At 42.3% G+C, this 22,219-nt stretch carries 25 protein-coding genes and 3 pseudogenes; 14 read left to right on the forward strand and 14 right to left on the reverse strand.

The features are described 5' to 3' along the window. The first annotated feature begins 49 nt into the window (after window positions 1-49). The 7 genes from LC048_RS01935 (at window position 50) to LC048_RS01965 (ending at window position 5,437) form a co-directional block, all read left to right on the forward strand. The gene (locus LC048_RS01935; RefSeq protein ID WP_226601832.1) at window positions 50-1,597 is read left to right on the forward strand and encodes a spore germination protein; all 1,548 of its coding nucleotides are present in this window, start codon (window positions 50-52) and stop codon (window positions 1,595-1,597) included. A 3-nt stretch (window positions 1,598-1,600) separates the two neighbouring features. After that, window positions 1,601-2,701 carry a GerAB/ArcD/ProY family transporter gene (locus LC048_RS01940; RefSeq protein WP_226601833.1) on the forward strand — a complete coding sequence of 367 codons (1,101 nt, stop codon included), beginning with the start codon at window positions 1,601-1,603 and terminating at the stop codon, window positions 2,699-2,701. Further along, window positions 2,685-3,200 carry a Ger(x)C family spore germination protein gene (locus LC048_RS01945; protein WP_306049300.1) on the forward strand — a complete coding sequence of 172 codons (516 nt, stop codon included), beginning with the start codon at window positions 2,685-2,687 and terminating at the stop codon, window positions 3,198-3,200. The genes LC048_RS01940 and LC048_RS01945 overlap by 17 nt, the downstream gene beginning before the upstream one ends. Window positions 3,201-3,209: 9 nt before the next feature. Further along, complete coding sequence (locus LC048_RS01950) at window positions 3,210-3,941, forward strand: Ger(x)C family spore germination C-terminal domain-containing protein (RefSeq protein ID WP_306049301.1); 732 nt, start codon at window positions 3,210-3,212, stop codon at window positions 3,939-3,941. Continuing rightward, window positions 3,942-4,094 (forward strand): hypothetical protein, encoded by a 153-nt coding sequence (locus tag LC048_RS01955; protein WP_226601835.1) that lies wholly within the window; start codon window positions 3,942-3,944, stop codon window positions 4,092-4,094. It abuts the gene before it with no gap. 135 nt (window positions 4,095-4,229) lie between these two features. Further along, entirely contained in the window at window positions 4,230-5,117 is an 888-nt protein-coding gene (locus LC048_RS01960) for a helix-turn-helix domain-containing protein (RefSeq protein ID WP_306049303.1), read from the forward strand. Between the two features lie 41 nt (window positions 5,118-5,158). Beyond that, window positions 5,159-5,437 (forward strand): hypothetical protein, encoded by a 279-nt coding sequence (locus LC048_RS01965; protein ID WP_226601837.1) that lies wholly within the window; start codon window positions 5,159-5,161, stop codon window positions 5,435-5,437. Between the two features lie 159 nt (window positions 5,438-5,596). On the opposite strand, the gene LC048_RS01970 is transcribed toward LC048_RS01965, so the two are convergent. After that, window positions 5,597-5,854 carry a hypothetical protein gene (locus tag LC048_RS01970; RefSeq protein ID WP_226601838.1) on the reverse strand — a complete coding sequence of 86 codons (258 nt, stop codon included), beginning with the start codon at window positions 5,852-5,854 and terminating at the stop codon, window positions 5,597-5,599. A gap of 105 nt (window positions 5,855-5,959) precedes the next feature. Here LC048_RS01970 and LC048_RS01975 point away from each other — a divergent pair, with 105 nt between their 5' ends. The 5 genes and pseudogenes from LC048_RS01975 (at window position 5,960) to LC048_RS01995 (ending at window position 10,452) form a co-directional block, all read left to right on the forward strand. After that, window positions 5,960-6,523, forward strand: coding sequence for a TVP38/TMEM64 family protein (locus LC048_RS01975; RefSeq protein ID WP_226601839.1), 564 nt, complete (start codon window positions 5,960-5,962; stop codon window positions 6,521-6,523). Window positions 6,524-6,716: 193 nt separating this feature from the next. Then, window positions 6,717-7,274: pseudogene (locus LC048_RS01980) on the forward strand (sulfurtransferase TusA family protein); the annotation flags it as partial. A 45-nt stretch (window positions 7,275-7,319) separates the two neighbouring features. Beyond that, window positions 7,320-7,697 (forward strand): annotated as a pseudogene (locus LC048_RS01985) (DsrE/DsrF/DrsH-like family protein); the annotation flags it as partial. Window positions 7,698-7,725: 28 nt separating this feature from the next. Next, a pseudogene (locus tag LC048_RS01990) lies at window positions 7,726-8,849 on the forward strand (MBL fold metallo-hydrolase). Between the two features lie 172 nt (window positions 8,850-9,021). Further along, on the forward strand, window positions 9,022-10,452 hold the full coding sequence (locus tag LC048_RS01995) for a bifunctional metallophosphatase/5'-nucleotidase (protein WP_226601843.1): 1,431 nt from the start codon (window positions 9,022-9,024) through the stop codon (window positions 10,450-10,452). A 242-nt stretch (window positions 10,453-10,694) separates the two neighbouring features. Here the strand turns inward: LC048_RS01995 and LC048_RS02000 are convergent, their stop codons facing one another. The 7 genes from LC048_RS02000 to LC048_RS02030 form a co-directional block, all read right to left on the reverse strand. Then, window positions 10,695-11,282, reverse strand: coding sequence for a redoxin domain-containing protein (locus LC048_RS02000; RefSeq protein ID WP_226601844.1), 588 nt, complete (start codon window positions 11,280-11,282; stop codon window positions 10,695-10,697). Beyond that, entirely contained in the window at window positions 11,279-11,890 is a 612-nt protein-coding gene (locus LC048_RS02005) for a hypothetical protein (protein WP_226601845.1), read from the reverse strand. The genes LC048_RS02000 and LC048_RS02005 overlap by 4 nt, the downstream gene beginning before the upstream one ends. Continuing rightward, window positions 11,887-12,300 carry an OsmC family protein gene (locus LC048_RS02010; RefSeq protein ID WP_226601846.1) on the reverse strand — a complete coding sequence of 138 codons (414 nt, stop codon included), beginning with the start codon at window positions 12,298-12,300 and terminating at the stop codon, window positions 11,887-11,889. Before LC048_RS02010 ends, LC048_RS02005 begins: the two co-directional genes overlap by 4 nt. 68 nt (window positions 12,301-12,368) lie before the next feature. Next, complete coding sequence (locus LC048_RS02015; protein WP_226601847.1) at window positions 12,369-13,418, reverse strand: HAMP domain-containing sensor histidine kinase; 1,050 nt, start codon at window positions 13,416-13,418, stop codon at window positions 12,369-12,371. A 4-nt stretch (window positions 13,419-13,422) separates the two neighbouring features. Then, window positions 13,423-14,118: a response regulator gene (locus tag LC048_RS02020; protein WP_226601848.1), complete on the reverse strand. Its 696-nt coding sequence runs from the start codon at window positions 14,116-14,118 to the stop codon at window positions 13,423-13,425. Between the two features lie 63 nt (window positions 14,119-14,181). Then, window positions 14,182-14,895, reverse strand: coding sequence for a cytochrome c biogenesis CcdA family protein (locus tag LC048_RS02025; protein WP_226601849.1), 714 nt, complete (start codon window positions 14,893-14,895; stop codon window positions 14,182-14,184). Window positions 14,896-15,171: 276 nt separating this feature from the next. After that, window positions 15,172-15,357, reverse strand: coding sequence for a hypothetical protein (locus LC048_RS02030; protein WP_226601850.1), 186 nt, complete (start codon window positions 15,355-15,357; stop codon window positions 15,172-15,174). Window positions 15,358-15,399: 42 nt separating this feature from the next. Here LC048_RS02030 and LC048_RS02035 point away from each other — a divergent pair, with 42 nt between their 5' ends. Then, window positions 15,400-16,302, forward strand: coding sequence for a LysR family transcriptional regulator (locus LC048_RS02035; RefSeq protein ID WP_226601851.1), 903 nt, complete (start codon window positions 15,400-15,402; stop codon window positions 16,300-16,302). 438 nt (window positions 16,303-16,740) lie between these two features. Here the strand turns inward: LC048_RS02035 and LC048_RS02040 are convergent, their stop codons facing one another. The 6 genes from LC048_RS02040 to LC048_RS02065 all read right to left on the reverse strand — a co-directional run bounded on the left by LC048_RS02040 (window position 16,741) and on the right by LC048_RS02065 (window position 21,741). Next, window positions 16,741-18,327, reverse strand: a complete 1,587-nt coding sequence (locus LC048_RS02040) for a beta-propeller fold lactonase family protein (protein ID WP_226601852.1) — start codon at window positions 18,325-18,327, stop codon at window positions 16,741-16,743. 28 nt (window positions 18,328-18,355) lie between these two features. Continuing rightward, on the reverse strand, window positions 18,356-18,967 hold the full coding sequence (locus LC048_RS02045; protein WP_226601853.1) for a 4Fe-4S binding protein: 612 nt from the start codon (window positions 18,965-18,967) through the stop codon (window positions 18,356-18,358). Window positions 18,968-18,983: 16 nt separating this feature from the next. Then, window positions 18,984-19,379 (reverse strand): c-type cytochrome, encoded by a 396-nt coding sequence (locus LC048_RS02050; RefSeq protein ID WP_306049307.1) that lies wholly within the window; start codon window positions 19,377-19,379, stop codon window positions 18,984-18,986. Between the two features lie 86 nt (window positions 19,380-19,465). Next, a complete protein-coding gene (locus LC048_RS02055; RefSeq protein ID WP_226601855.1) occupies window positions 19,466-20,008 on the reverse strand; it encodes a cbb3-type cytochrome c oxidase subunit II in 543 nt (180 codons plus the stop codon). 15 nt (window positions 20,009-20,023) lie between these two features. Then, on the reverse strand, window positions 20,024-21,397 hold the full coding sequence (locus LC048_RS02060) for a cbb3-type cytochrome c oxidase subunit I (RefSeq protein WP_306049309.1): 1,374 nt from the start codon (window positions 21,395-21,397) through the stop codon (window positions 20,024-20,026). Between the two features lie 218 nt (window positions 21,398-21,615). Beyond that, a complete protein-coding gene (locus LC048_RS02065; RefSeq protein WP_264188343.1) occupies window positions 21,616-21,741 on the reverse strand; it encodes a hypothetical protein in 126 nt (41 codons plus the stop codon). Between the two features lie 146 nt (window positions 21,742-21,887). Here LC048_RS02065 and LC048_RS02070 point away from each other — a divergent pair, with 146 nt between their 5' ends. Next, window positions 21,888-22,022 (forward strand): hypothetical protein, encoded by a 135-nt coding sequence (locus LC048_RS02070; RefSeq protein WP_264188344.1) that lies wholly within the window; start codon window positions 21,888-21,890, stop codon window positions 22,020-22,022. Window positions 22,023-22,219: the final 197 nt, after the last annotated feature.

The following is a 22,219-nucleotide window of genomic DNA, read 5'->3' on the forward strand; positions in this document are numbered from 1 at the left end:
AAAAGTTATGAAAAGGAAATAGTATTCACGCTTGTCAGGGAGAAGATGGATGATGTTAAAGGAAATGCTTCCGTTGTTCAGAAAACAATCAAAACAGACCTCTCTGTCAGTGGAAAAACTGCCGGGTGAGCAAACAGCCTTAAAACAACAGGAGTTCAGCAGGAATCTTCAGGATAATTTGTCAGTGATCAAAAAGCTCTACAGCATTCCTGACAATAAGGATATAAAATTGCGGGAAATGTATCTCGAAGGCTTTAACAAAAATGCTGCCCTTGTGTTCATCAGCACTATAACAGATGTGAAGAGTGTCGAAGAAAATATCCTTAAGCCATTAACGGAGAATACCGCTTCCAATAAAATGGTCAAGGATATCGTAGCGATCCAAATGGTTCATGAGATTACCATATACAAGGATGCGGTCAAGGAGCTTAACAAAGGAAATGCACTGCTCATCCTCGATGGAGAATCGAAGGCGTATGTTATGGATTGTCCTGATTTTCAAGGCAGGGCGATTGAAAAGCCGGAGAGTGAGATTCTCATCAAGGGACCGAAGGAAGCATTCAATGAAAAGGCTGTAGTCAATATATCATTACTCAGAAAGAAAATCAGGAACGAGAACCTCATGGTTGAAGCAATCGAAATCTCTGAGCGTTCTCATAATGATGTTTTTGTCCTCTATATGAGGGGTCTCGCTAATGAAAAATTGATAGACAATATTAAGGAAAGACTTCGGAGCCTTGATGTGAATTCAATTCAGAACCTCTCACTGCTTGAAGAATATATAGAGGAACGAAATTATTCATTACTTCCCAGCATTCTTTCAACAGAGAGGCCAGATCGGGCTGCCTCTTTTTTAGAAGATGGCTACATCGTCTTATTAATGGATAATTCACCGGACAGCCTCGTTCTCCCGGCAACGTTCTGGGCTTTTTTTCACAGTCCTGAGGATCACTACCTGAGGTTCCTTTATGGGAATTTTACGAGGGCATTAAGGATGACTGCCCTATTCATTACGATTTTCACATCGGCGATTTACATTTCAATCACTACTTACCATGCTGAAATGATTCCGCCAGACCTGTTGCTGGCCATTGCGGCGTCACGGGAGAAAGTTCCCTTTCCGGCTGTTATTGAAATCTTGATCATGGAGCTTGCCTTCGAACTAATCAGAGAAGCCGGGTTGCGTGTTCCCAGTCCGATAGGCCCGACGATAGGGATCGTTGGAGCTCTCATCCTTGGGCAGGCAGCGGTTGAAGCGAATATTATTAGTCCCATTGTCATTATTGTTGTCGCGCTGGGAGGGTTAAGTTCGTTTGCAGTCAGTGATTTAAGTTTGAATTTTGCTGTAAGGCTGACGCGCTTCCTCTTTATCCTAAGTGCAGCGATGATGGGAATATACGGTATGACCGCAATGTTTGTTGGGGGGTTATTCTACATGGTCTCGATTAAGTCATTTGGTGTACCATATTTTGCGCCTATGTCTCCGAATTACAAGTCGTCAAATGATACAATTTTTCGCAGATTAACGAAAAATGAATACTTGAGGCCAGGATTCTTGAAAACAACCGATCTACAAAAAAAAACTAATGGAGAATAACCGATGAAACGTGACAAGGGGAAAATTGGCATAAAAGAATATTTCGCGCTGATCTCCTTGACCGTTGGAGCCAAGTTAAGTGATGACACCCCTGCAATCATTTATGAAAATGCCAAAAATGCCGGTTGGATGGCAGCGCTGTTGATTGGTATGATGTCATTGCTTCCCATTCTGTTAATGATAAAAGTGTACTCAGTGCATCAAGGGAAAAACCTCCATGAAATTATCCTGCACTTATTCGGGAGGTTCTTGGGGACTGTTATCTCCATTGGCCTCTTAATCGGCGGCTTAGCAGCGGTCATCGCAGACTCTGGTACATACGTAGATATCATTGGATCAATGTATTTTACAAAAACACCGCCAATCATCATTTACATCATCTTAATGGTTATCTGTGCTTATGGAGCCAAGAGGGGGATTGAACAAATTGGGGCTACTGCGTGGCTTTTGCTTCCGTATATCAAGATTACCTTGTTTGTTGCCCTGATCTTTACCTTTAAAAAAGGGACGATCGGGTATCTATTCCCAATTTGGGGCGAAGCACCTATTGAAGTGGCAAAGGCCTCTGCTAAAAACGTTTCGATATTTGTTGACTTTTTCTACCTTGGTTTAATTGTGCCTCTCATTTCAACATTTAATGATATGAAAAAAGGAACGCTGATCGGTCTGGCATTTATAACAGTTGAAATGAGTCTTGCACTTGTGGCGTTTATCGTTCTGTTTGATTACACCACTGCTGAAATGCTCAATTATCCATTTCACGAAACCATCCGCTTTATTCAGATAGGCTTTCTGGCAAATGTCGAAACCTTGTTTTTTCCTTTTTGGCTGGTCGCGACCTTCATCCGCTTTTCGTTTTATCTATACTTGATTGCCACAATTCTGGGAGGCATATTGAAAATTAAAGAGTTCGAATACCTTATCCCTCTAATCGCAACAATCATTTTGCTAGTTGGATTAACACCTAACGCTCCATCCATCACTCTCTATAATGTTAGAGAATACATTCTTATGTTATTGAGCCCTACCTTCATGATCATGCCGCCTTTGATGTGGGTCATCGCTAAAATTCGGGGGGATTTTAAAAATGATAGTTCACTCTAAAATGATCAAAATATTGATGCTGTTGATCATCACTTGGAGTCTTTCAGGATGCTTCGATCAAAAAGAACTGGATGAGAAGGCCTATGTCATTGGCATTGGACTTGATCAGCATAAAGCAGAGGGAAAGGTTAAAGTCACCTATTTAATGGCAAACCCGGAAGTTGGATCACAGCAGACATCAGGCGGAGCAAATGAACCGCCCCAGGAAATTGTCACTTTGATTGCAGATGATTTTATTTCATCAAGAAATACAGCGAATACGGTAGTGGCTAAGGAAATATCCTATGATCTTCTGCAGGTGATCATTGTGTCAGAGGAATTAGCGAAGGATCCGGATTTTATCAGGTTAATATACAGTGCAACCAAGGACCGGGAAATTAAGCGCAGTACACAGTTGATTGTCTCACGGGAGAATGCATCTGAGTTTATAAATAATAATAAATCCAATATTGAAACCAGACCCCATAAATTTTTAGAGTTAATGATTGAACGTGGCTAGGAAACAGGTATGATTCCCGAAGCAGATTTGAATAGTTTTTTTCGCGTCACAGAAAGCGATGCCGATTTATATCTGGCGATTTACGCTGCCACCAAAAAGATAGAGAAGGATGAAATGCAGACAACAGATGATGACTTGCTGGCTGGTGAGATTCAAGTGGAAGGTACGGCGACTAATGCCCAGTTCATTGGCTCAGCTGTCTTCAAGGAAGGAAAGATGATTGGCAAGATCACAGGAGAAGAGACGCGGATATCAAGTCTGTTGGATAACACTTGGGTTACGGAGGATATCCTGACGGCCATTAAAGATCCATTTGATGAACGATATAAGTTGTCCATGAGGCTTTCTCAAAAACGAAAAAATAAATATCGACTCATAACCGGAAACTGGCGACCGATCATTGAAATAGAAGTCCCGTTATTTATAGAGATATTAAGCGATCCAAGCATGGTAAATTACGCAAAAAACCGAGAAAAGGTAAACATACTAAAAAGGTCACTTACAGCGGCAATCGAAAAGAATTTGACGGATTTTGTTGCATATGGACAGGAGGAATTTAAAGGTAATACATTCAATTTATCCATTCCAATCAGGAGAGAGTTTTCTACCCTTCGCGAATTCCGCGATTTCAATTGGATGTATACTTATCCTGATGCGGAAGTGAAGGTGAATGTTTCGATTCGCTTTGGTGAATTTGGACGCCAGTCGAAACTGCCTAAGCTAGAAGAGGTGAGAGATTAGATGGTTGTCATTTCATGGATCGCCATTGCTTACATCATTATATATTATGTTTTATTTGGGATTACACTCTGGCGGCAAAAGAATAAAATCGGATCGGCTGTAGTCATTTTCCTAGCATTGGCATGTATCGCATTGCATTATATTTCTTTTTAATGACGGTACAGGCTAAGGACCTCCAACGTTTGTCGGAGTTGGGCAGTCGCCTCCACTATTCTTTGTGTACAAATTTTCAAATTTTGCAAACGCTATGATAATATATAAGTAATTACGTATAAATGGGGTGTAGGGATGAGCCTGGTTGGGTATAACTTCGGAGTAATTCTTAAGTCTTCTAGGGTTTTTAAAGGTTTGAATGAAGCACAGTTGGCTGAAGGTATATGTTCTGAAGATGATATCATTCAATATGAAAAAGAAGAGAAATATCCAACAATCGATCAATTATTTAAAATGGCCTTAAAGCTGGACGTAGAGCTTAACCATTTTTTTGATATTGCTTCCACTGATACATACAATTACGCAATCTCAGTCACTGAGCTAATAAAAAAATATAAGAGAGATCGTGATTATGCTGCTATTCATGAAATTATCCAAAACGCACAGGATAACCCGCTGTTCAAACATACTTCATTCAATCAGTTTCTGGTTTGGCACCAGGGGATATGCTGCTATTACCTTGAAGGAGACCGCCAGAAATCGATCGACTTGCTTGGCCAGGCTTTGGATCTGACTCATCAGAAAAAGGCCGCAATGAGAGAACGGGAAATTGAGATTTTGACCAGTATGACCATTATCGAAAAAGATAGCGGTAACCTTAAGAAGGGTGTCGAACTTTTTCAGAATGCCCTGAACGAGCTTACAGGGCTGCCTCAGGTCCAGGATTCAAGGATCTGGCTGAGGATCCTTTACGGACTGGACCAGGCACTGTCAAAGCTTGGGAGATTTGAAGAATCTCTCATCTATTGCAGCAAAGGAATCGACAATTGTATTTATGAAGAAAACATGTATTTATTGGGAGAACTTTATTACCAAACAGGCATGAATTTTATAAAATTGGGTAAATTAGAAAAAGGTAAAAGCTATCTGGAAAAAGCAATAACTATTTTCGTACTCCAGAGAAACGAGAAGTTTGCCAGTTTAGTAGAGGCTGAAATGGAAGAATTATTGAAGTATTGTTAAACACATCATACTGAACAACCAGTGTAAGAGGAGGATCATAAATGAAAAAAGCTCTGTTATTGACTGCGATTGCGACTGTGCTTTATGTTGCCGTTGGGTTTGGCGCTATAACCTACAATTTTGCAGACCTTCCATCACAGCATTCACTTAAGGATTCGACAGTAACAGACCTGCCGTCGCAGCATTCGCAGGAAGTCCAGAGAGTAGCGGACCTGCCATCGCAGCATTCGCAGGAAGTCCAGTCAGTAGCAGGCCTGCCATCGCAGCATTCGCAGGGTGAGACAGCGGAGGATCTTCCTTCTCAACATACAATGTCGTAACTATTTACGCACAGCCTGAACCTGTTGGTCAGGTTTTTTTATGTTTTAAAACAAATTTGTTATACTCTTTAAGACTTTACAGTATATTTCTTGAAAAAGAAAAAGGCTCTGGGGATTCCAGAACCAGCAATGCTTAACATTAAATTGTTGATGGCTACTTTAATTTTGGATGTCCATATGATTAGGGGCCATCATATTAAATTTCTTGTTCGGCATAGCACCGTTTGTACCGTGGCAGTCATTGTACATTTGCTTGACTTCTTTATCGGACAAGCCGGGGTGCATCTTTTCGATTAACGGCTTCATTTGACCAAAATTAAATGTACCATTACCTTCTGTCCCATCTTCTGCAAAGACAGCAGTGCTTGCTCCAGCTATCAATGCTGCTCCTAAAAAACTTAACATTAGTTTTCTCATGTCCTGGTCAGCTCCTTTGAGATATACATAAATCTTACCTGGACAGTTTGCAAAAACTAAGCAGAAGCAGTGACAAAGTATTGAAATCTGACTGGAGACTTGTATATGTCATTATTAGAAATTCTATCTGGCCAGCCAATTTGGTTTGCCATCATCATTAGCCTTGCAGTCAGTATAGTGATTGCCATAGCCGGTATTATTCCTAGTGCTTTTGTTACCGCTGCGAACATCGTTTATTTCGGATTTGTCTGGGGACTTTTAATCTCCATACTCGGCGAAGCAATAGGGGCGGTCATAAGTTTTATTCTGTATCGGAAAGGGCTAAAAAAACTGAGTGCTAATATCGATTCATTAAGAACGATAAGAATTCTGGACAGGCTCAAGCAAACAAGAGGCATTGAGGCATTTGTGCTTGTTATTTTACTAAGGCTTTTTCCCTTTGCACCGTCCGGACTCGTCACCCTGGCTGCTTCATACAGCAGGATGGGGACATGGGCATTTGCGATTTCAAGTACTATTGGTAAAATACCGGCCCTCTTTATTGAGGCATATTCAGTTCATACTGTACTTGGCTGGGAAACCGAATACCAGCTTGCTGCAGCAATATTTGCGGTGGTGGCTGGGATCTCCTACTATTATTGGACAACAAAGAGAAAAAGAAGGAAGTAAGATGGCGGGGAGTCATTGAATCAACTTCTGATAAGAGAAAAATTTAGCAGCCATGACAAAATGGCTGCTGTTTTTTTATATTTTTTCAATATACGCATAGTTTTTACCGTATGAGGTATATAAACTAGGGAGTATTTTTGCAGTATGGATTCCGTGGATTCATAAATACTAATGTGTAGGAAGGGGGACTACTATGTCAATTTCTGCGGATAAAGTACTGGACGCAAAAGGTCTTGCGTGCCCGATGCCAATTGTCAAAACAAAGAAATCCATGAATGAATTAGAGCCAGGCCAGGTCATGGAAGTGCAGGCTACTGACAAAGGATCAACAACAGATCTAAAAGCATGGGCTGAAAGTACAGGCAATCAATACCTCGGTACAATAACTGAAGGAAATGTACTTAAACATTATCTCCGTAAAGCTAGTGAAGAAGAACTGAACAACGAATCACCTCATCCACACACTGCATCACTTGAAGATGTGCTGGCAAAGCTTGAGGGAAATGAAAAAATAACGATTCTGGATGTCAGGGAATCAGCTGAGTACGCATTTGGGCATATCCCCAATGCGAAATCAATTCCACTTGGGGAGTTGGAGCAGCGTTTCAATGAACTTAATCCTGAAGAGGATGTTTATATCATCTGCCGTTCTGGCTCGAGAAGTGACATGGCAGCAAAGCTTTCTGAAAAAGGATTCAAAAAAACAATTAATGTCGTTTCGGGAATGAAGGACTGGACAGGCCCAACCGAAACTTCAGTTGAAAAAAAAGGAGGAACTCCAAAAATGAAAGTAGCTATCATCGCTTCTAACGGCGGAATGTTCGACGCATACAAAGTATTCAATATCGCGACTGCGGCAGCAGCAACAGACGCAGAAGTAGGGATTTTCTTCACATTTGAAGGTCTGAATCTGATCCATAAGGAAGCACATAAGCAGCTTCCTATGCCTGCAGGAGCTGAACACTTCCAGGAAGGCTTCGCAAGAGAAAATGTTCCTCCAGTAGAACAGCTTGTTGAAATGGCATCGGAAATGGGCGTCAAAATGATCGCTTGCCAGATGACAATGGATGTCATGTCTCTTGAGAAAGAACAGTTTGTAGATGGAATCGATGTGGGTGGAGCTGCTTCATTCCTTCATTTCGCAAGCGACGCTAACATTACTTTGACATTCTAATAAATCAAAGCAAAACAGGAGGAATCAAATGGTACAGACGATCTCAGCAAAAGAATTAGCTCGAAAAGTCATCAACCATGAAGACCTGTTTATCCTTGATACGAGAAATACTGACGACTTTGATGATTGGAAGATCGAAGGCCGTAACGTGAAAGTCCATAATACGCCGTACTTTGACCTGCTTGAAGGCGTCGATCCAGTAAAGGATATTTTGCCGAAAGATCAGGAGATTTATGTCGTCTGTGCAAAAGGTGGATCGTCCGAGTTTGTTGCCGAGCAAATTGAAGAGGCTGGCTACAGTAACGTCTACTCTATTGAAGGCGGCATGAAAGCATGGAGTGAACATTTAGAGCCTGTGAAAATCGGTGACATTAACGGCGGAGGTTCCCTTTACCAGTTTGTCCGTATCGGCAAAGGATGCCTTTCCTACCTCGTAGAATCAAATGGCGAGGCTGCAATCATTGATACAAACCGGATGATTGAACAATATGAAGAATTTATGTCAGGTAAGGACTTCAAACTTGTTGCCTTGCTTGATACACACCTTCATGCTGACCATATTTCTGGCGGAAGAAAGCTTGCTGAAAAAGTGGAAGCTAAATACTATCTCCCTCCTAAAGACGCTGAGGAAGTAACATTTCAATATGAGCCTCTTCAGGATGGCGATGAAATCAGGGTTGGAAACACCGTGATTCGTTCAGTCTACTCTCCGGGTCATACAATCGGGAGTACTTCTTTCATCATTGATGACCAATATTTATTGACTGGTGATATTCTGTTCATTGACTCAATTGGACGCCCTGACCTTAGGCCTGCCTGGCTCAGGACTGGGTAGGAGACTTGAGGAACACTTTATATAATCGATATAAAGAACTTGCTGACGAACTTCTTGTCCTGCCAGCACATTATATGGGAATCAATGAAATGAATGATGACGGCAGCGTTTCAGAAAAACTTGGAGTTTTGTACGCCGAGAACCATGGTTTGCAAATCGACAGAGAAGATACGTTCAGGAAAACCGTTACAGAAAATCTTCCGCCACAGCCAAACTCCTATCAGGAAATCAGGCAGATGAATATGGGGAAAATCAACCCGGATATCGAAGAACAGCGGGAGATGGAAATCGGACCAAACCGCTGTGCAGTCAGATAAATATAAAAGCGGAAGCATCTTGATTGGTTAGGCACTGAAGCTGGCCAATCAAAAAGGGGTACCTGGTGTAAGGTACTCCTTTTGTATATAAAAAAAAAGGCTGTTTCCATAAGCTTCATGCTAATCAGGACGTTTATGGAAAAAGCTTTAAATCAATGGAGGAGAGGATACTATGACAAAGTTGACGATTATACAGCAAAACGATACCCATGGGAGCCTGGATCTTCATCATGAATTATTTTGGCAGGACAACAAACCGGAACTCCGTAAAACAGGCGGATTTCCGAGAATTGCGAAGTATGTAAAGGATCTTAAATCGCAGAATGAGAATCTCCTTTTTCTTGATGGAGGGGATCTTTTCCATGGGACGCTCCCACTAGTAGCATCGAAGGGTGAAGCTATTTTGCCATCATTGAAAAAGATAGGCTTGGATGGATGGGTTCCGGGGAACTGGGATTTTGCTTATGGGAAGGAGCAGTTGTCTTCCCTGGTAGAAGCCTTGCCTTTTCCCACAGTCGCTTGCAACGTAAGAGATGCAAAAACAAACGAATCGTTTATGAAGCCATTTGTCATCAAGGAGCTAGATGGCGTCAAGGTCGGTATCATTGGACTGACTTATCCGTATGTCGATGAAACCATGCCTGAAAGCTTCTCGAAAGGCCTTGCATTCTCAAGAGGCGTAGATGAGACACGTGCTTGCGTGGAAGAATTAAAGGGCCAAGTGGACCTTGTTGTGTTGTTAAGCCATATGGGACTTCCTCTTGATGTCGAGCTGGCAACCTTCGTCGATGATATTGATATAGTCCTGTCGGGACATAGCCATGACAGGGTAGAAGAGGCGATTACGGTAAATGATACGCTAATCGTCCAGGCTGGTTCTAGTGCATCATTCCTTGGAAAACTTGATATCACCCTTGAAGGCGGAAGGATAGAGGATTATCGGTACGAACTAGTGCCCATTGACGAAAGCCTCCCCGTGGATGAGGAAATGGCGGGAATCATTGCTGATATTATAGAGCCATACAGTAACGAACGGGGCAATATCATTGGCAATACGGAGTCGATTTTACACAGAATGACCTTAAATGAAGCACCGATGGATCAATTAATCACAGATGCTTATCTTCATGCCTACGATAGCGATGTGGCATTTTCCCACGGTTGGAGGTACGGTACTCCGGTTCCTGCAGGGGATATTACCGAGTATGACCTGCATACTATCATCCCGACGAATCCGGAAGTGTTCACGATCGAGATGACGGGAGAGCGCGTGAGGAATGCCCTAGAGAAGAATCTGGAGATGGTGTTCTCAAGAGACCCGTTCAAGCAAAAAGGCGGATATATACTGAGGTCCTCTGGGTTATTCATGTCATTCAAGCCATATAATCCGGAAGGGAACAGGATACAAAAGCTGCTCGTTGGCGGACAGGAGATCGATCTGAAAAAGAAATACAAGATAGCTGGTGCCGGCAAGCAGCTCTTTAAAGGGGCAGAAGCTGATAAAACCTACCATGGTGTCCATGCTATTGATGTTATTAAGCAGTATTTGCTGGAAAAGGGAACATTCAAGGCCGATGGAGAACCAAGAATCCTGAGCACCTAATATCCCTTTTTAATGGACATTTCGAAGGCGAAGCAAGGCCAAAATGTCCAAGAAAGAAGGTTTAATGGACATTTCAGAGGCGGAGCAGCACCAAAATGTCTAAGAAAGAGGTTTTAATAGACATTTCAGAGGCGGAGCAGCACCAAAATGTCTAAGAAAGAGGTTTTATAGACATTTCGAAGGGGAAGCAGCACCCAATACCGGTTAACACACAAAAAGTCGCGGTCCCAGCCGCGACTTTTTTACTTAACCCCAGTGAGTTCCTTCATCATTTTCTCATCCATCGGTCCGACGATTTTCTTCGTAATCACGCCGTTTTCATCGAGGATGTAGCTGGTTGGAATGGTGAATGCCTGGTATGTGGTTCCGGCGTTACCTGCTTCATCCATCGGAATCGTAAAAGTCAGACCATATTCCTCGACGAATTTTTTGACCTCATCCTCACCTTTATCCATATTTGTCAGGTTGACAGCGAGGATTTCAACGCCTTGGTCTTTGTAGTCTTCATGGAAATTTTGCATATGCGGCATTTCAGCCTTACATGGAGGGCACCATGTAGCCCAGAAATTGAGTATCACTTTTTTTCCACGGTAATCAGATAGCTTGATTGTGTTTCCATCAAGGGTGTTCAATTCAAAGTCAGGTGCCTCAGCGCCTTCCCGCAAAGAAGACAGCTTCGCGCCCGGAATATCTTCTGTTGCTTCTACAGATTCTCCTGCTGGAGTTGTTGTGTTCTTCTCGCTTTCTGTTGATCCGGGTTTCCAGATATTCACGACAAGAACAACGACAGCCAGTGCTAAAATCGCGAATGATAAAAGATTTTTATTCAATGCTGAACTTCCTCCTTATTAAAACGCTGAAAAATGATTAAGTAAATTCCAAGTGCGAAAATCAAGAGATTTTCAACTAAAAGGATATCGGAAAAAAGGCTAAGTATTAGTGCTTCGAGCATCAGGAACAAGATTGCATACTCAACAGCAAGCTTCATGTTTTTTACATAAAATAATAAGAACATCACTAATAGGACGGCCTGGATCGCAGCTGCGAGAAAGTCCTGTGAAAAGGCAAATAATCCAGTCCAATACAGTAAAAAGAATATAAAGTAGGCAGGGAGATATTCCACTGGTTTAATAGTGCTGCCCTTTTTTCTTGTTAGCCAATATAAATAGATTGCGATTCCCAGAAATGCTAGAATCTGGCCCTCTGTACCGCCATTAAAGTAGAGAAGGGATAAGGGGGTGTCGATGAACAGCTTAAAGTTAAAAATTGCATAGCTTATTTTGTAAATCGCTATGTAGATGAAGAAGCTGTTCCAATACCAATCATCGATACTCTTTTTTTCCCTGATTCGGTAAATCAAGGCTCCGATAAAAATGGCGGCAAACGCTGCAAGCAAATCTGTAGGCAGCGTGAATCTGCCAATAGTTATATAGTTCAAGCAACATCACCTTTTTTTGGCTGGTCTGGCGTGAACTCAATCTGATAACCAATGTCGATACTACCAATTACAGATTGGATCATGCCGCAATTTTTCAGGACAAGTCCGGCAAGCTTTTCAGCTTGATCAGCCTTATCAATAGTATCAGACTGAACACTTACATTGAAGGTCAGCTGTTCAATCCGGTTTGCCTTTTCCGAGTTCTTCGCTGCTGACACTTGTACGTCAATCCTTTTATAGTCTATTCGCTTCTTAGCAAGAATATTTGCGAGCACCGAGGTGCTGCATCCAGTTAAGGAGGATACGAACAGCTCCAAAGGCCTGTAGCCCATCTCCGTATTTGGAGATATTGGCAGGAATCCATATTCAAGCTGACCAATTAGTTTTTCATTATAGTACGTAAATTCCATCACAATCGCTCCTTTTGTACGAAAACATCATTTACAGTTCAGTATGTGATCGTAATGTTAAGGAATGATTAAGATTCGAACTGGATTGGAATCGTTATCCAAAATGTGTGATGATGCCCATCAGTATCAATGCCAATATTTCCTTGATGGGCATCAATAATGCTTTTGGCGATGGCAAGTCCGAGACCTGCACCATCAGCTTTTGTGCTGCGTGATTCTTCCACCCTGTAAAATCGTTCGAAAATGAGTTCTTTCATTTCCGGATCGATGTATTTTCCTTGATGCGATAAAGTGATTTTGTACACCTTATCAACAGGTTGTGCAACAATTGTAAGGTTCCCGCCCGTATCATAATCTATGATATTTTGCAGCAGATTGGAGAGGACTTGCTTTAAGCCGTCTTCATGTCCGAAAATGGGGACTTGTTCGATATGCTGACTGACCGTTTCAAATTTGTTATATAATTTCAGCTGGAAAGCTGCCAGTGATTCTCCCATGACTTGTTTCATATCAGTTACTTCAAACTGTTTCTCAAGAAAGTAAACCTCTTTATTCCACGCGTCAAGCTCAGCAATCAGGTCGACAATCCTCGTAATCCGCTTTGATTCCTCCAAAAGGGAGCCGAACAGCTCACGGTCACCTGGCAATATACCGTTATGAAGGGCTTCAAGGTAGCCATTGATATTCGTCAAAGGGGTCCTAAGCTCATGGGCGATGTCTTTTAACATTTCTTCCCGTCTTGTCTGTACAGCAGAAAGAGTTTCTGACATCGCATTAAAATTCGTTACAAGTTCACCCAATTCACCGCTTGCCGTGACATCTATCTTCGCAGGGATCTTGCCTTCTTTGATTTGATTGGCGGCAAATGCCATTGTCTTCACCGGTTTCACGATCCGCTTTACCGAAAAATAATGCAAAAGTCCAGCGATGACGAATGCTATGATGCTAACCTTGATAAGGAATGAATTCAATGTGTCAACGAGCTGAGTCCCAGTCACCTGTTGGTTATTGACAAGGAAGCAGGCGTAATCTTTCACAGATATCCCTGCAAGCATGATGACAAGCAGGATGACGATGCTGTTGACTGCCACAAGCTTAGATAGTAACAAATTTGCCATGCTTTTAATTCGCCGCAAATTTATACCCCATTCCTCTTACTGTCTGGATATAATCCTTAGGCGTTTTTTCTTTTATTTTTTCCCGGAGATTCTTGATATGCACGTCAATCGTCCGCTCAGTCACGGCTTTTTCGTTGTTTTCATAGATCGTGTCGAGTATTTGTGTCCTCGAAAGGATTTGACCTGGATGCTGCATGAACATATGAAGCAGCCTGAATTCAAAATTGGTCAAATCGAGTGGTTCACCGTCGACCATTGCCTCGCCTTTTGCAGGCTTGATTGTAAGGCCTGTAAATGTCAGTTTCCCGCATCTGCTTGACGTCCTTCTTAACACCGCTTCAATCCTGACCATCAACTCAGCAGGGCTGAATGGTTTTACGACATAATCATCTGCGCCAAGCTTGAAGCCATCGATTCTATTTTTCTCAGCAGCCTTTGCGGTCAGCATGATGACAGGCATCATGCTCTCCAGGTCATTCCGCAGCCAGCGGCAAATCTCCTCACCGCTTTTGCCGGGAAGCATCAGGTCAAGGATGAGGATGCATGGATCATATTTTTCGATTATTTCCTGAGCGGCAATTCCGTTGTCAGCTTCTAGTACTTCATAGCCTTCATTCGTCAAGTAAATTTTAACAAGTGTGCGGATTTTAGGGTCATCTTCAACAACCAGTACACTTTTGCCAATCAATTCCTTCTTCACGACTTAGGTCACTCCTTAAAACTGCCTTGCATCGACTTATGAAAAATAACTACAGCAGGTTTCTTAAACTCCGAATAAGCTGTAAGCAGACAGCCACGCACTGATTTTCTGCATCTGCCCGGAAAGGACAAGAAAGCCCATTCCTACCATAATCATACCATTGACGAGAGCAAGCTTAGAAAGATATTTGTTGATCTTCTTGATTGCTTTTAATGAATATGAAATGACGAAAGAAATGATAAGGAAAGGAACTGCCATTCCAAGAGAATAGGAAGTCAGCAGGTACATTCCTTGATATAAAGTGTCGGAAGAACTTGCCAACAGCAGGATGGAGGAGAGTGCAAGTCCGACACAAGGTGACCAGCCACTGGCAAACGCCATTCCAAGAAACACTGAACTGAATGCACCTTTTGATTTGGTTTCGGATTGAATCTTTTTCTCCATCATCAGGAATTTAATGTTCAGCAAACCGGCCATCTGCAGGCCGAAAATGATGATCAGCAATCCAGCAATTTGCATCACGATTGTCCTGTAATTGGCGAAAACCTGTCCAAGGAACGATGCTGAGGCACCCATGACGATAAAAATTAAGCTAAAACCGACAATGAATCCAAATGAACGGGTAAAAAGGGTTGCACGATCAACAGCTACTTTAGAGCCCTCGATCTTTCCACCAGTCAAATGTGTTATGTAAGCAGGGAGAAGAGGGAACACACATGGTGAGAAAAATGATAAAATACCAGCTGTAAAAGCAAAGAATAATCCGATATCAGCCATAATAAAACATTCACTCCTTTTCTGTTATCTATATTGTGATGTTTTTGTTAAGGGTTAATTAAGAGTATTTAAAAATATACCCATGTTGGTATTTGTGTTATATTGTATAATTACTGTAGGAAACTATCAATTTTATTCTCTCACTTCATTGCTCAAGATCAATCCATTTGATTGCTAGTATACTGTTTTAGAAAAAAAAATAAAACCCAGGATCATCTCCTGGGTTGCACATCTTTATTTCTCTTACATTTTAAACCCTATGTGGTATAATGCCAATTAATGCTCTAAATTTCTTTTAATTCCGAAATAAGTGAACAGGGATACGGTGGATAAAATGGCCAAAGAGGCGATTTCGAATTTAACATCGCGATATGTGACAGAATCATCCTTGGTAAAGTACATCAAGCCGAAAATAAATACAGATAATACAACAACAGTAATGATAATATCTAACTTTTTCATTATATTCCCTCCAATTTAATAGGATAAAGGGGTGCAATCATATTGAACCTTGAACATCTCAAGACATTTATTGCAGCGGCTAAATATGAGAGCTTCTCCCAGGCAGGGAAGATGCTGAATCTCTCCCAGCCAGCCGTAAGCCATCAAATCAGCCAGTTAGAGGCTTATTACGATAAACAGTTATTCATCAGAGCCAACCGGAAAATTAGATTGTCAGAGGCCGGTAAAACTTTGTATGAACATGGACAGCAGTTGATCGCATTGAATGAGAAACTGGAAAATCTCCTGGCAGAAGGGGACTCAAGTCAAACAATCAAGATTGGCTGCAGCAACACGATCGGTGAATGCCTGATTTCGAAAATGGTACAGGATTTCATAAAGTCGAATCCTGAGATAACAAGCAGCCAAATTCAGATTACTATCGGGACCTCTGTTCATATTACGGATTTGCTTTATGCTTCTGAAATTGACCTCGCTCTTGTCGAAGGACAAGCTGGAAGATATGACTTTATTTCTCATGAGTTCTATGATGACTTGCTTGTTCTTGGTGTATCTCCACAGCTTCGGGCAAATCCTGCAAACCAGGACCCTTTAACGCTCGAGGAAATGACCTGGCTGATCAGAGAGCCGGGCTGTGCGATGAGACAGGCTACGCTGGATTTATGGAATGGCTTGAATATCAAACCCAAATCCGTCCTTGTTTATAATAGCAACACACTCATCAAAGAAGGTGTGAAAAATGGACTTGGTGTCGCTGTCTTTTCCAAGCTGTCAATCTGTCCAGAGGTTCAATCTAGGCAGCTTATTGTCAGTCCATTCAATGACAGAAATCGTTTCCGCCCCTTCTTCTTGTTAAGAAAGGATAAACAGTTCAAATCCAATCTCCATGAGAGAGTATGGGACTTTATAAAAGAACTAGATGAAAATCCTAATGCTTCCTGTTAAGAAGCATTAGGATTTTTCTTTTGACCAGCTCCAGTTTAGATGCTGAACGAGGCGCTTGCGCTTTTCTTAGTCCAGCTCCAGCTCCTAACCCCTCGAGTCGCTTCGGTCCGCTCAGGTGAAGTCAAAGAACGACTTCACTGGTCGACCCTCCAGCGCTTGTCGGGGCTGACCAAGGCGCTTGCGCTTTTCTTAGTCCAGCTCCAGCGCCTAGCCCCTCGAGTCGCTTCGGTCCGCTCAGGTGAAGTCAAAGAACGACTTCACTGGTCGTCCCTCCAGCGCTTGTCGGGGCTGACCAAGGCGCTTGCGCTTTTCTTAGTCCAGCTCCAGCGCCTAGCCCCTCGAGTCGCTTCGGTCCGCTCAGGTGAAGTCAAAGAACGACTTCACTGGTGGGCCCTCCAGCGCTTGTCGGGGCTGACCAAGGCGCTTGCGCTTTTTACATTATTCTTTATCCTTATTTTTTTCAGCTAATTCCATTTCAAGCTCAGTCTGGATTGAAAGAGATTTATGCTCATCAGAAGCAAGATAATCGATGATTTGTTGTCTTTGTTCATCAGACATTTTTGCACCGTTTCCAGCCATCCGATCTACAACTGAGGTCCATGCCTCTGAGCCTTTACTGTTGTTCCTCATGATTCGGCCGATATCATGGCATGTCAGACAAGTACCCAGGAAGGCCTCTTCATTGATATTCCTCGCATCCGGGAAAACAAGTGTGGAAGCTTTCTTGATTTTGTTGGCTTCTTCCGCATTGCCTTTCTGGTGAGCCAGAATTTGGTCTTTTGGCACATTTGTTTTGATGGCGATTCCGTTAGGATTCAAACCAACAGGAATTGTCTGTCTGAAATCCTTCTTCTTTGTAAGGTCGATTTTAGTAAGCGTCTTATCTCCCCAGTTAGAACCGAACATCATGCTGCCATCCGGGCTCCATGCGAGCCAGTGGATATTCTGGACACCCCAGATTTTCCTGACAATTTTATAATTATCTTCCGGATCCATAACAGTCAAATAACCGGCACCATTCTGCGAAGTATACCAATATCCGTCTGGACCGAGGTAAGGAATATTAGTTCCTGGACCTGTCTTGATGGTTTTGACGAACTTTAATTTGTCTGCATCGATGATGGAAATTGACCCATCGTTACGATTCCCTGAGGCTAAATCATACGTATCCCCCATGAAGCTAACATTAACAGGTTTTGGGATATCTCCGAATTTCTTTAGCAGTTTCTCGGATTCGGCATCATAAATTGCCACTTCATTGTCAGCTGTATTGGCAACCGCGACAAGCTTCCCGTCGTTAGACATATCGAGACCTGAACCTGTTCCTTTTCCGTAGTCAGTCTCTGTTCTTTCCAGGTATCTCATATCACCAGTTTCAATGTCGATGACTGTGATGAACGATTCTGCCTGTAAGCTGACAAATAGCTTTTTGCCATCAGGAGTGACGTTCAAATCCCTTGGCTTTTTACCAACATCTTTAAAAACTTTAACAAGTTCAGCTTTTTCAGCATCAATCATTCCTACCCCGCCAACCCCGTTCAAAGAGGTAAAAGCATATTTTCCGTCTCTTGAAAACGTCAAATGCTGAGGGGCAGGGTCTGAATCAAAGCCAGGGAAGTCAATGTTATGCGACTCCAGAGTTTCCATATTAATCGCTAAAACGCTAGTTCCGTAACGCTGTGTCGCAAAAGCCCATGTCTGCTCCTTGTTCAGGTGGACATGGTGGGGTGTACCTGAGCTTTGGATGTATTTTACCGGATTGCCGGTTTTGATATCGGCGATTGCAATGCCATTACTAACTTCGTTTGCAGACAGGATCCATCCCTCACCATCCCAATCCGTATTGGTATCTGCGTTTCCGTTCGGCTGATCTTTCCACCAGTTAGAGGAGTAGTCCTCATGAATTGGTGGAAGTTCTTTTTCGTTCTTATTATCAAGTGATGCATCTTTTACTGCGGCTTCAGAGCAGGCAGCAAGTGAAATGGAAAGAAGCGCGAATGCTGACAGTTTCAAGATTTTATTCATTTATGTTTTCACCTCGCTTTGATTTTTTTTAAAACCATCCAACAAGCAGCACTAGTACAAGAGCAGCCGTCGTACCCCATGTAATCCATACTCCTGGATGTGTAAGCCATTGGGTTTTGTCATCCACACGGGAAATGCCCTGAGCAAGTCCATATGGGCAAACTTTACAGAATGAGTTCCTTGCCTTGTATGATAGAGCTGTATATAAAACAGCAGTTGAAGTAACAAGGAAGAAGTATTTGTTCATTTCAAAGTTAACAAATGATTCCCAGATTGTAATCGGGTTGTAAAAGTAACTTACAGTCGCGTACGCCATGAAGATGCTTACAACGAAAGCCAGCAGGAAGGTTACCGCCTTACCTTTTTCACCTAATTTCGCTTCAATCTTGTTCAAAAGCATGCTGAAGGTATTATGCGGGCATGAATACTGGCAAAACGCCCTATACACGATCATTGATAGTGCAAGGAAAGCCATCAAGAACAAGAATAAAAAAACGAAAAATAGGTAGCCAGCTTCATAGGATAATTGAAAGCCGAACAAGAATAGTTTTTCGTTGTCGATGTCCATCCGAAAACCGTTCCAGAATGGCAGTGTGAAAATAATGATGAAAAATGCCCACCTTGATATAGTTTTACCCACGTGAATCCCCCTTTCTTTATCTGTAGTCCTCTAAGTATTCATAAACTTTATCGATTTCTTTCTCTGTATAAAGGTGACCAATAGCAGGCATCGTGTTACGGCCTTTTTTAATGACATTTTTGATATCCTCTTCCGGCATCCTGTCGGTTACACCTTTCAAGTCAGGTGCTGCACCTGTAGCGTGGCAGCTCAGGCAAGTGCCTTCAAAAATAAGCTCTCCTTTATTATCCTGTGGAGCGGCAGCAGGTTCGACTGCAAGCTTTCCAGGCATGAAAATCGCATATCCGATCGCCCAGATGACCACAACATAAAATACAGCTATCAGGAGCTTCGGCACTTTATTGTGCTGAATTTTAATGCCAGAGACAATATCCGCCTCTTTGCTATCATGTTGCTGATATTCTTTTTTCATTTTTTACACCTGCCTTTAAAATGCTGTGATAGAAAATCATTACCTTAAACCACTGGGGCCTAAGGTAATGGTTATGTGAATGAGGCTTAATTATGGTCCATTGATTCCGCTTCATTCATTTCATTCTTGTATTCTTCAAGTCTTTCTTGAGTCGGCTTGAGGCTCATCAAGTAAGCAACAAGATCATCCAATTCCTGATTGGACAGATAATCAAACGAAGGCATGATTGTGCCTGGGCTTGTTGATTGGGGATCAATCAAGTGCTGGCGCTGCCAGTCTTCGTTATATTTCAAGCCAACCCACATCAAATCCGGGCCTGTACGGTTCGATCCCAAAAGATGGGGCAAATCATATTTGTAGTCGCCGCCTTTTGATACAGGGCCAAGATTTTGATTTGTATCGGCAGGCAAGGCTCTGACGAATTGAGTGTGGCAAGTCTGGCAGCCATTCTGGACATATACTTCTCTTCCTCTTGCTTCAGCAGAATCTTCTGCATAGTTGCGAAGCTCACCGCTCGCGGTCGCAGAGTTGATTTCCTGGTCGAAGAGGGGAAGGATGACCGTTCCGGCTACACCGAAAGTCCATAGAATTAAAGCAACGATTAATACAGCTGATGGTTTACGTTCCAACGTGTTCCCTCCTCATTAAGCAGTAGCAGCTTGCTGCTGTGCTTGCTGTTTTTTCTCAAGTTTTGCAAGTTTAATAGTTTTATACATATTCCATGCAAGGAAGAACTGAGCTACATACATCATTGTTCCACCAATTGCGCGGCCTTGTACGTAAGGCTCCATCATCAATACAGTCTGCAGGAATGGAACACCTTCGATCCAGGCGAATCCCTGTACAACACCTGCGATCCACAATGAGAATGCGAATACCAGGAAACCAACCGTAGAGAACCAGAAGTGAGCTTCCATTGCTCTCTTGCTGAACATTTCGCGTCCTACGATTTTAGGAAGGATGTAATAGAGTGCTGCGAAAGATGTGAATGAGAACGCACCGAAGGGTCCCATATGAGCATGCCCGACAGTCCAGTGAGTGAACTTAATGACTGAACTTACTGATGGAAGGGCTTGCAATGGTCCCTGTAGACATGCGAACAGGTAAAAAATTGTACCTGCCACTGTGAAACGAAGCGGTACACTTGATCTTGTTTGTGACCAAGAACCTTTCATCGTTCCCCAGAAGTTGGCTAGAACGTCCCAAACAGGAATCAATAGGACGATGGAGGGAATGACCCCCGCTTTCGAGATCCAGCCTGGGATTGGTCCGTTCATCAAGTGGTGAGGACCATTCCAAACATAGAAAGTGGCGATTGCCCAGAAACCAATCATGGATAACTGGTGGCTGTATAATGGACGTCCTGTCAATTTAGGCAGCAAGTAGTAGATCTGTCCGACACCGACTGTTGTCATCCAAAGGCCGATTGCGTTATGTCCAAGGAACCAGCCCATCAAACCTTGCTGTACTCCACTTGGAATCCATTGGGCCGGGAAGTTTCCGACAATCCAAGTCAATGGCAGCCATAGCAATGAGCCAAGGAAATACCATAGGCTGACATAAAGCATTTTTTCCTGGCGGCGTCCAACTGTTTTAAAAAGGTTATAAGCAACAAGTCCAATTGCGACAAGAAGCTGAACGTCTACCCATAATGGAAATTCTCCATATTCGATGACCTCGGTTTGGCTAAAAAGCAATGCGAAGAATCCTTCTAAAATGACGATGTTATAAAATACTAAAGCGAAATTCCCGAGTTTCTCGCTATAAACCCTCGTTTTAGAAAGCTTAGGAATCATGTAGAACATGGATCCCACATAAGCCATTGATAACCAAGCGTAGATAACGAGCATTACGTGCGCCGAGCGAACATGCCCATAAGTTGTCCAGCGATTGTTCAATAATTCTGGCCAGATTTGTTTTGTTGCAGTAAGAAGTCCCATGCTCATGCCGATGATGATCCAAAAGACAGCAGCGATGAACCAATTCTTGGATGAACTCCATTTTTCGTCTGTAAACATCTTGACACTCCCTTGTTCATAAAATAAACACAAACATTTCACGATTTCTTCACAATCTGCTATGTTACATGATACATCCCATAGAGAATTAAATTTATTCAAGTTTTTTATAGCCTTATCCAATTGTTTTATACGACCTGCCTAATTGGAAAAAATCTAGCCTTATTTACAATTTTGGCAAAAAAAAACAGAACGAAAAAATTTCGTTCTGTCAGAGATTATTCGTTTTGTTCTTCTTTTTTATTATAATTTTTGCGCAGTGTATCAAGGACGAAGATAATCAGGATAGGGACTCCGATATAATAAAGCAAATCGAAGTAAAAACCCAGGGATTCATGTTCCATTCGTTTACCTCCCAAATTAATTTGAACACATTGTAATCTCAAAGTTTTTTTTTTACAACCCCCTAATATATACTCTGGACGGTTTCCGGAATTTCTGTTAGAGTAATGCGATAGTATAGGACAATTTTCAAAAAGGGGGTGCAATTATGGTACCTGGAGCTTGGCTCTTACTCATGGTTATGTTCGCATTCACTGCTTCAGCAGGGATTGTCTGGGCTTGGAGCAAGAAAAACCGGCTTTACGATGAAAGTGTAAAATATCGAATGCTTGATGAAGAATGATCAAACCTGGATTCACAATCTTTACAATCTGCTAATTATAAAGATATATTTTTTCCAGGCTTCTGTTTAACTTTACTATCCCACTATTGCTACTTCAAACTCCAATCACTGTCGATCTCTGATTCGACTTGCTGATATTTCATGATTTTACTATTCCAAAAAACTACTTTCTTCTATATAAAGATGTCGCCAACCTC

This window comes from Mesobacillus subterraneus (assembly GCF_020524355.2).
Lineage (GTDB): Bacteria > Bacillota > Bacilli > Bacillales > Cytobacillaceae > Mesobacillus > Mesobacillus subterraneus_C.

Bases quoted from the DNA above. Each gene is read 5' to 3' on its own strand.
- LC048_RS01940 (WP_226601833.1), top strand. From the start codon at position 1,601: ATGAAACGTGACAAGGGGAAAATTGGCATAAAAGAATATTTCGCGCTG.
- LC048_RS01965 (WP_226601837.1), top strand. From the start codon at position 5,159: ATGAAAAAAGCTCTGTTATTGACTGCGATTGCGACTGTGCTTTATGTT.
- LC048_RS02030 (WP_226601850.1), bottom strand. From the start codon at position 15,357: ATGAAAAAGTTAGATATTATCATTACTGTTGTTGTATTATCTGTATTT.
- LC048_RS02065 (WP_264188343.1), bottom strand. From the start codon at position 21,741: ATGGAACATGAATCCCTGGGTTTTTACTTCGATTTGCTTTATTATATC.
- LC048_RS02025 (WP_226601849.1), bottom strand. From the start codon at position 14,895: ATGGCTGATATCGGATTATTCTTTGCTTTTACAGCTGGTATTTTATCA.
- LC048_RS02070 (WP_264188344.1), top strand. From the start codon at position 21,888: ATGGTACCTGGAGCTTGGCTCTTACTCATGGTTATGTTCGCATTCACT.
- LC048_RS02015 (WP_226601847.1), bottom strand. From the start codon at position 13,418: ATGGCAAATTTGTTACTATCTAAGCTTGTGGCAGTCAACAGCATCGTC.
- LC048_RS01975 (WP_226601839.1), top strand. From the start codon at position 5,960: ATGTCATTATTAGAAATTCTATCTGGCCAGCCAATTTGGTTTGCCATC.
- LC048_RS02040 (WP_226601852.1), bottom strand. From the start codon at position 18,327: ATGAATAAAATCTTGAAACTGTCAGCATTCGCGCTTCTTTCCATTTCA.
- LC048_RS01970 (WP_226601838.1), bottom strand. From the start codon at position 5,854: ATGAGAAAACTAATGTTAAGTTTTTTAGGAGCAGCATTGATAGCTGGA.
- LC048_RS01995 (WP_226601843.1), top strand. From the start codon at position 9,022: ATGACAAAGTTGACGATTATACAGCAAAACGATACCCATGGGAGCCTG.
- LC048_RS01935 (WP_226601832.1), top strand. From the start codon at position 50: ATGATGTTAAAGGAAATGCTTCCGTTGTTCAGAAAACAATCAAAACAG.
- LC048_RS02050 (WP_306049307.1), bottom strand. From the start codon at position 19,379: ATGAAAAAAGAATATCAGCAACATGATAGCAAAGAGGCGGATATTGTC.
- LC048_RS01960 (WP_306049303.1), top strand. From the start codon at position 4,230: ATGAGCCTGGTTGGGTATAACTTCGGAGTAATTCTTAAGTCTTCTAGG.
- LC048_RS01955 (WP_226601835.1), top strand. From the start codon at position 3,942: ATGGTTGTCATTTCATGGATCGCCATTGCTTACATCATTATATATTAT.
- LC048_RS01950 (WP_306049301.1), top strand. From the start codon at position 3,210: ATGATTCCCGAAGCAGATTTGAATAGTTTTTTTCGCGTCACAGAAAGC.
- LC048_RS02060 (WP_306049309.1), bottom strand. From the start codon at position 21,397: ATGTTTACAGACGAAAAATGGAGTTCATCCAAGAATTGGTTCATCGCT.
- LC048_RS01945 (WP_306049300.1), top strand. From the start codon at position 2,685: ATGATAGTTCACTCTAAAATGATCAAAATATTGATGCTGTTGATCATC.
- LC048_RS02010 (WP_226601846.1), bottom strand. From the start codon at position 12,300: ATGGAATTTACGTACTATAATGAAAAACTAATTGGTCAGCTTGAATAT.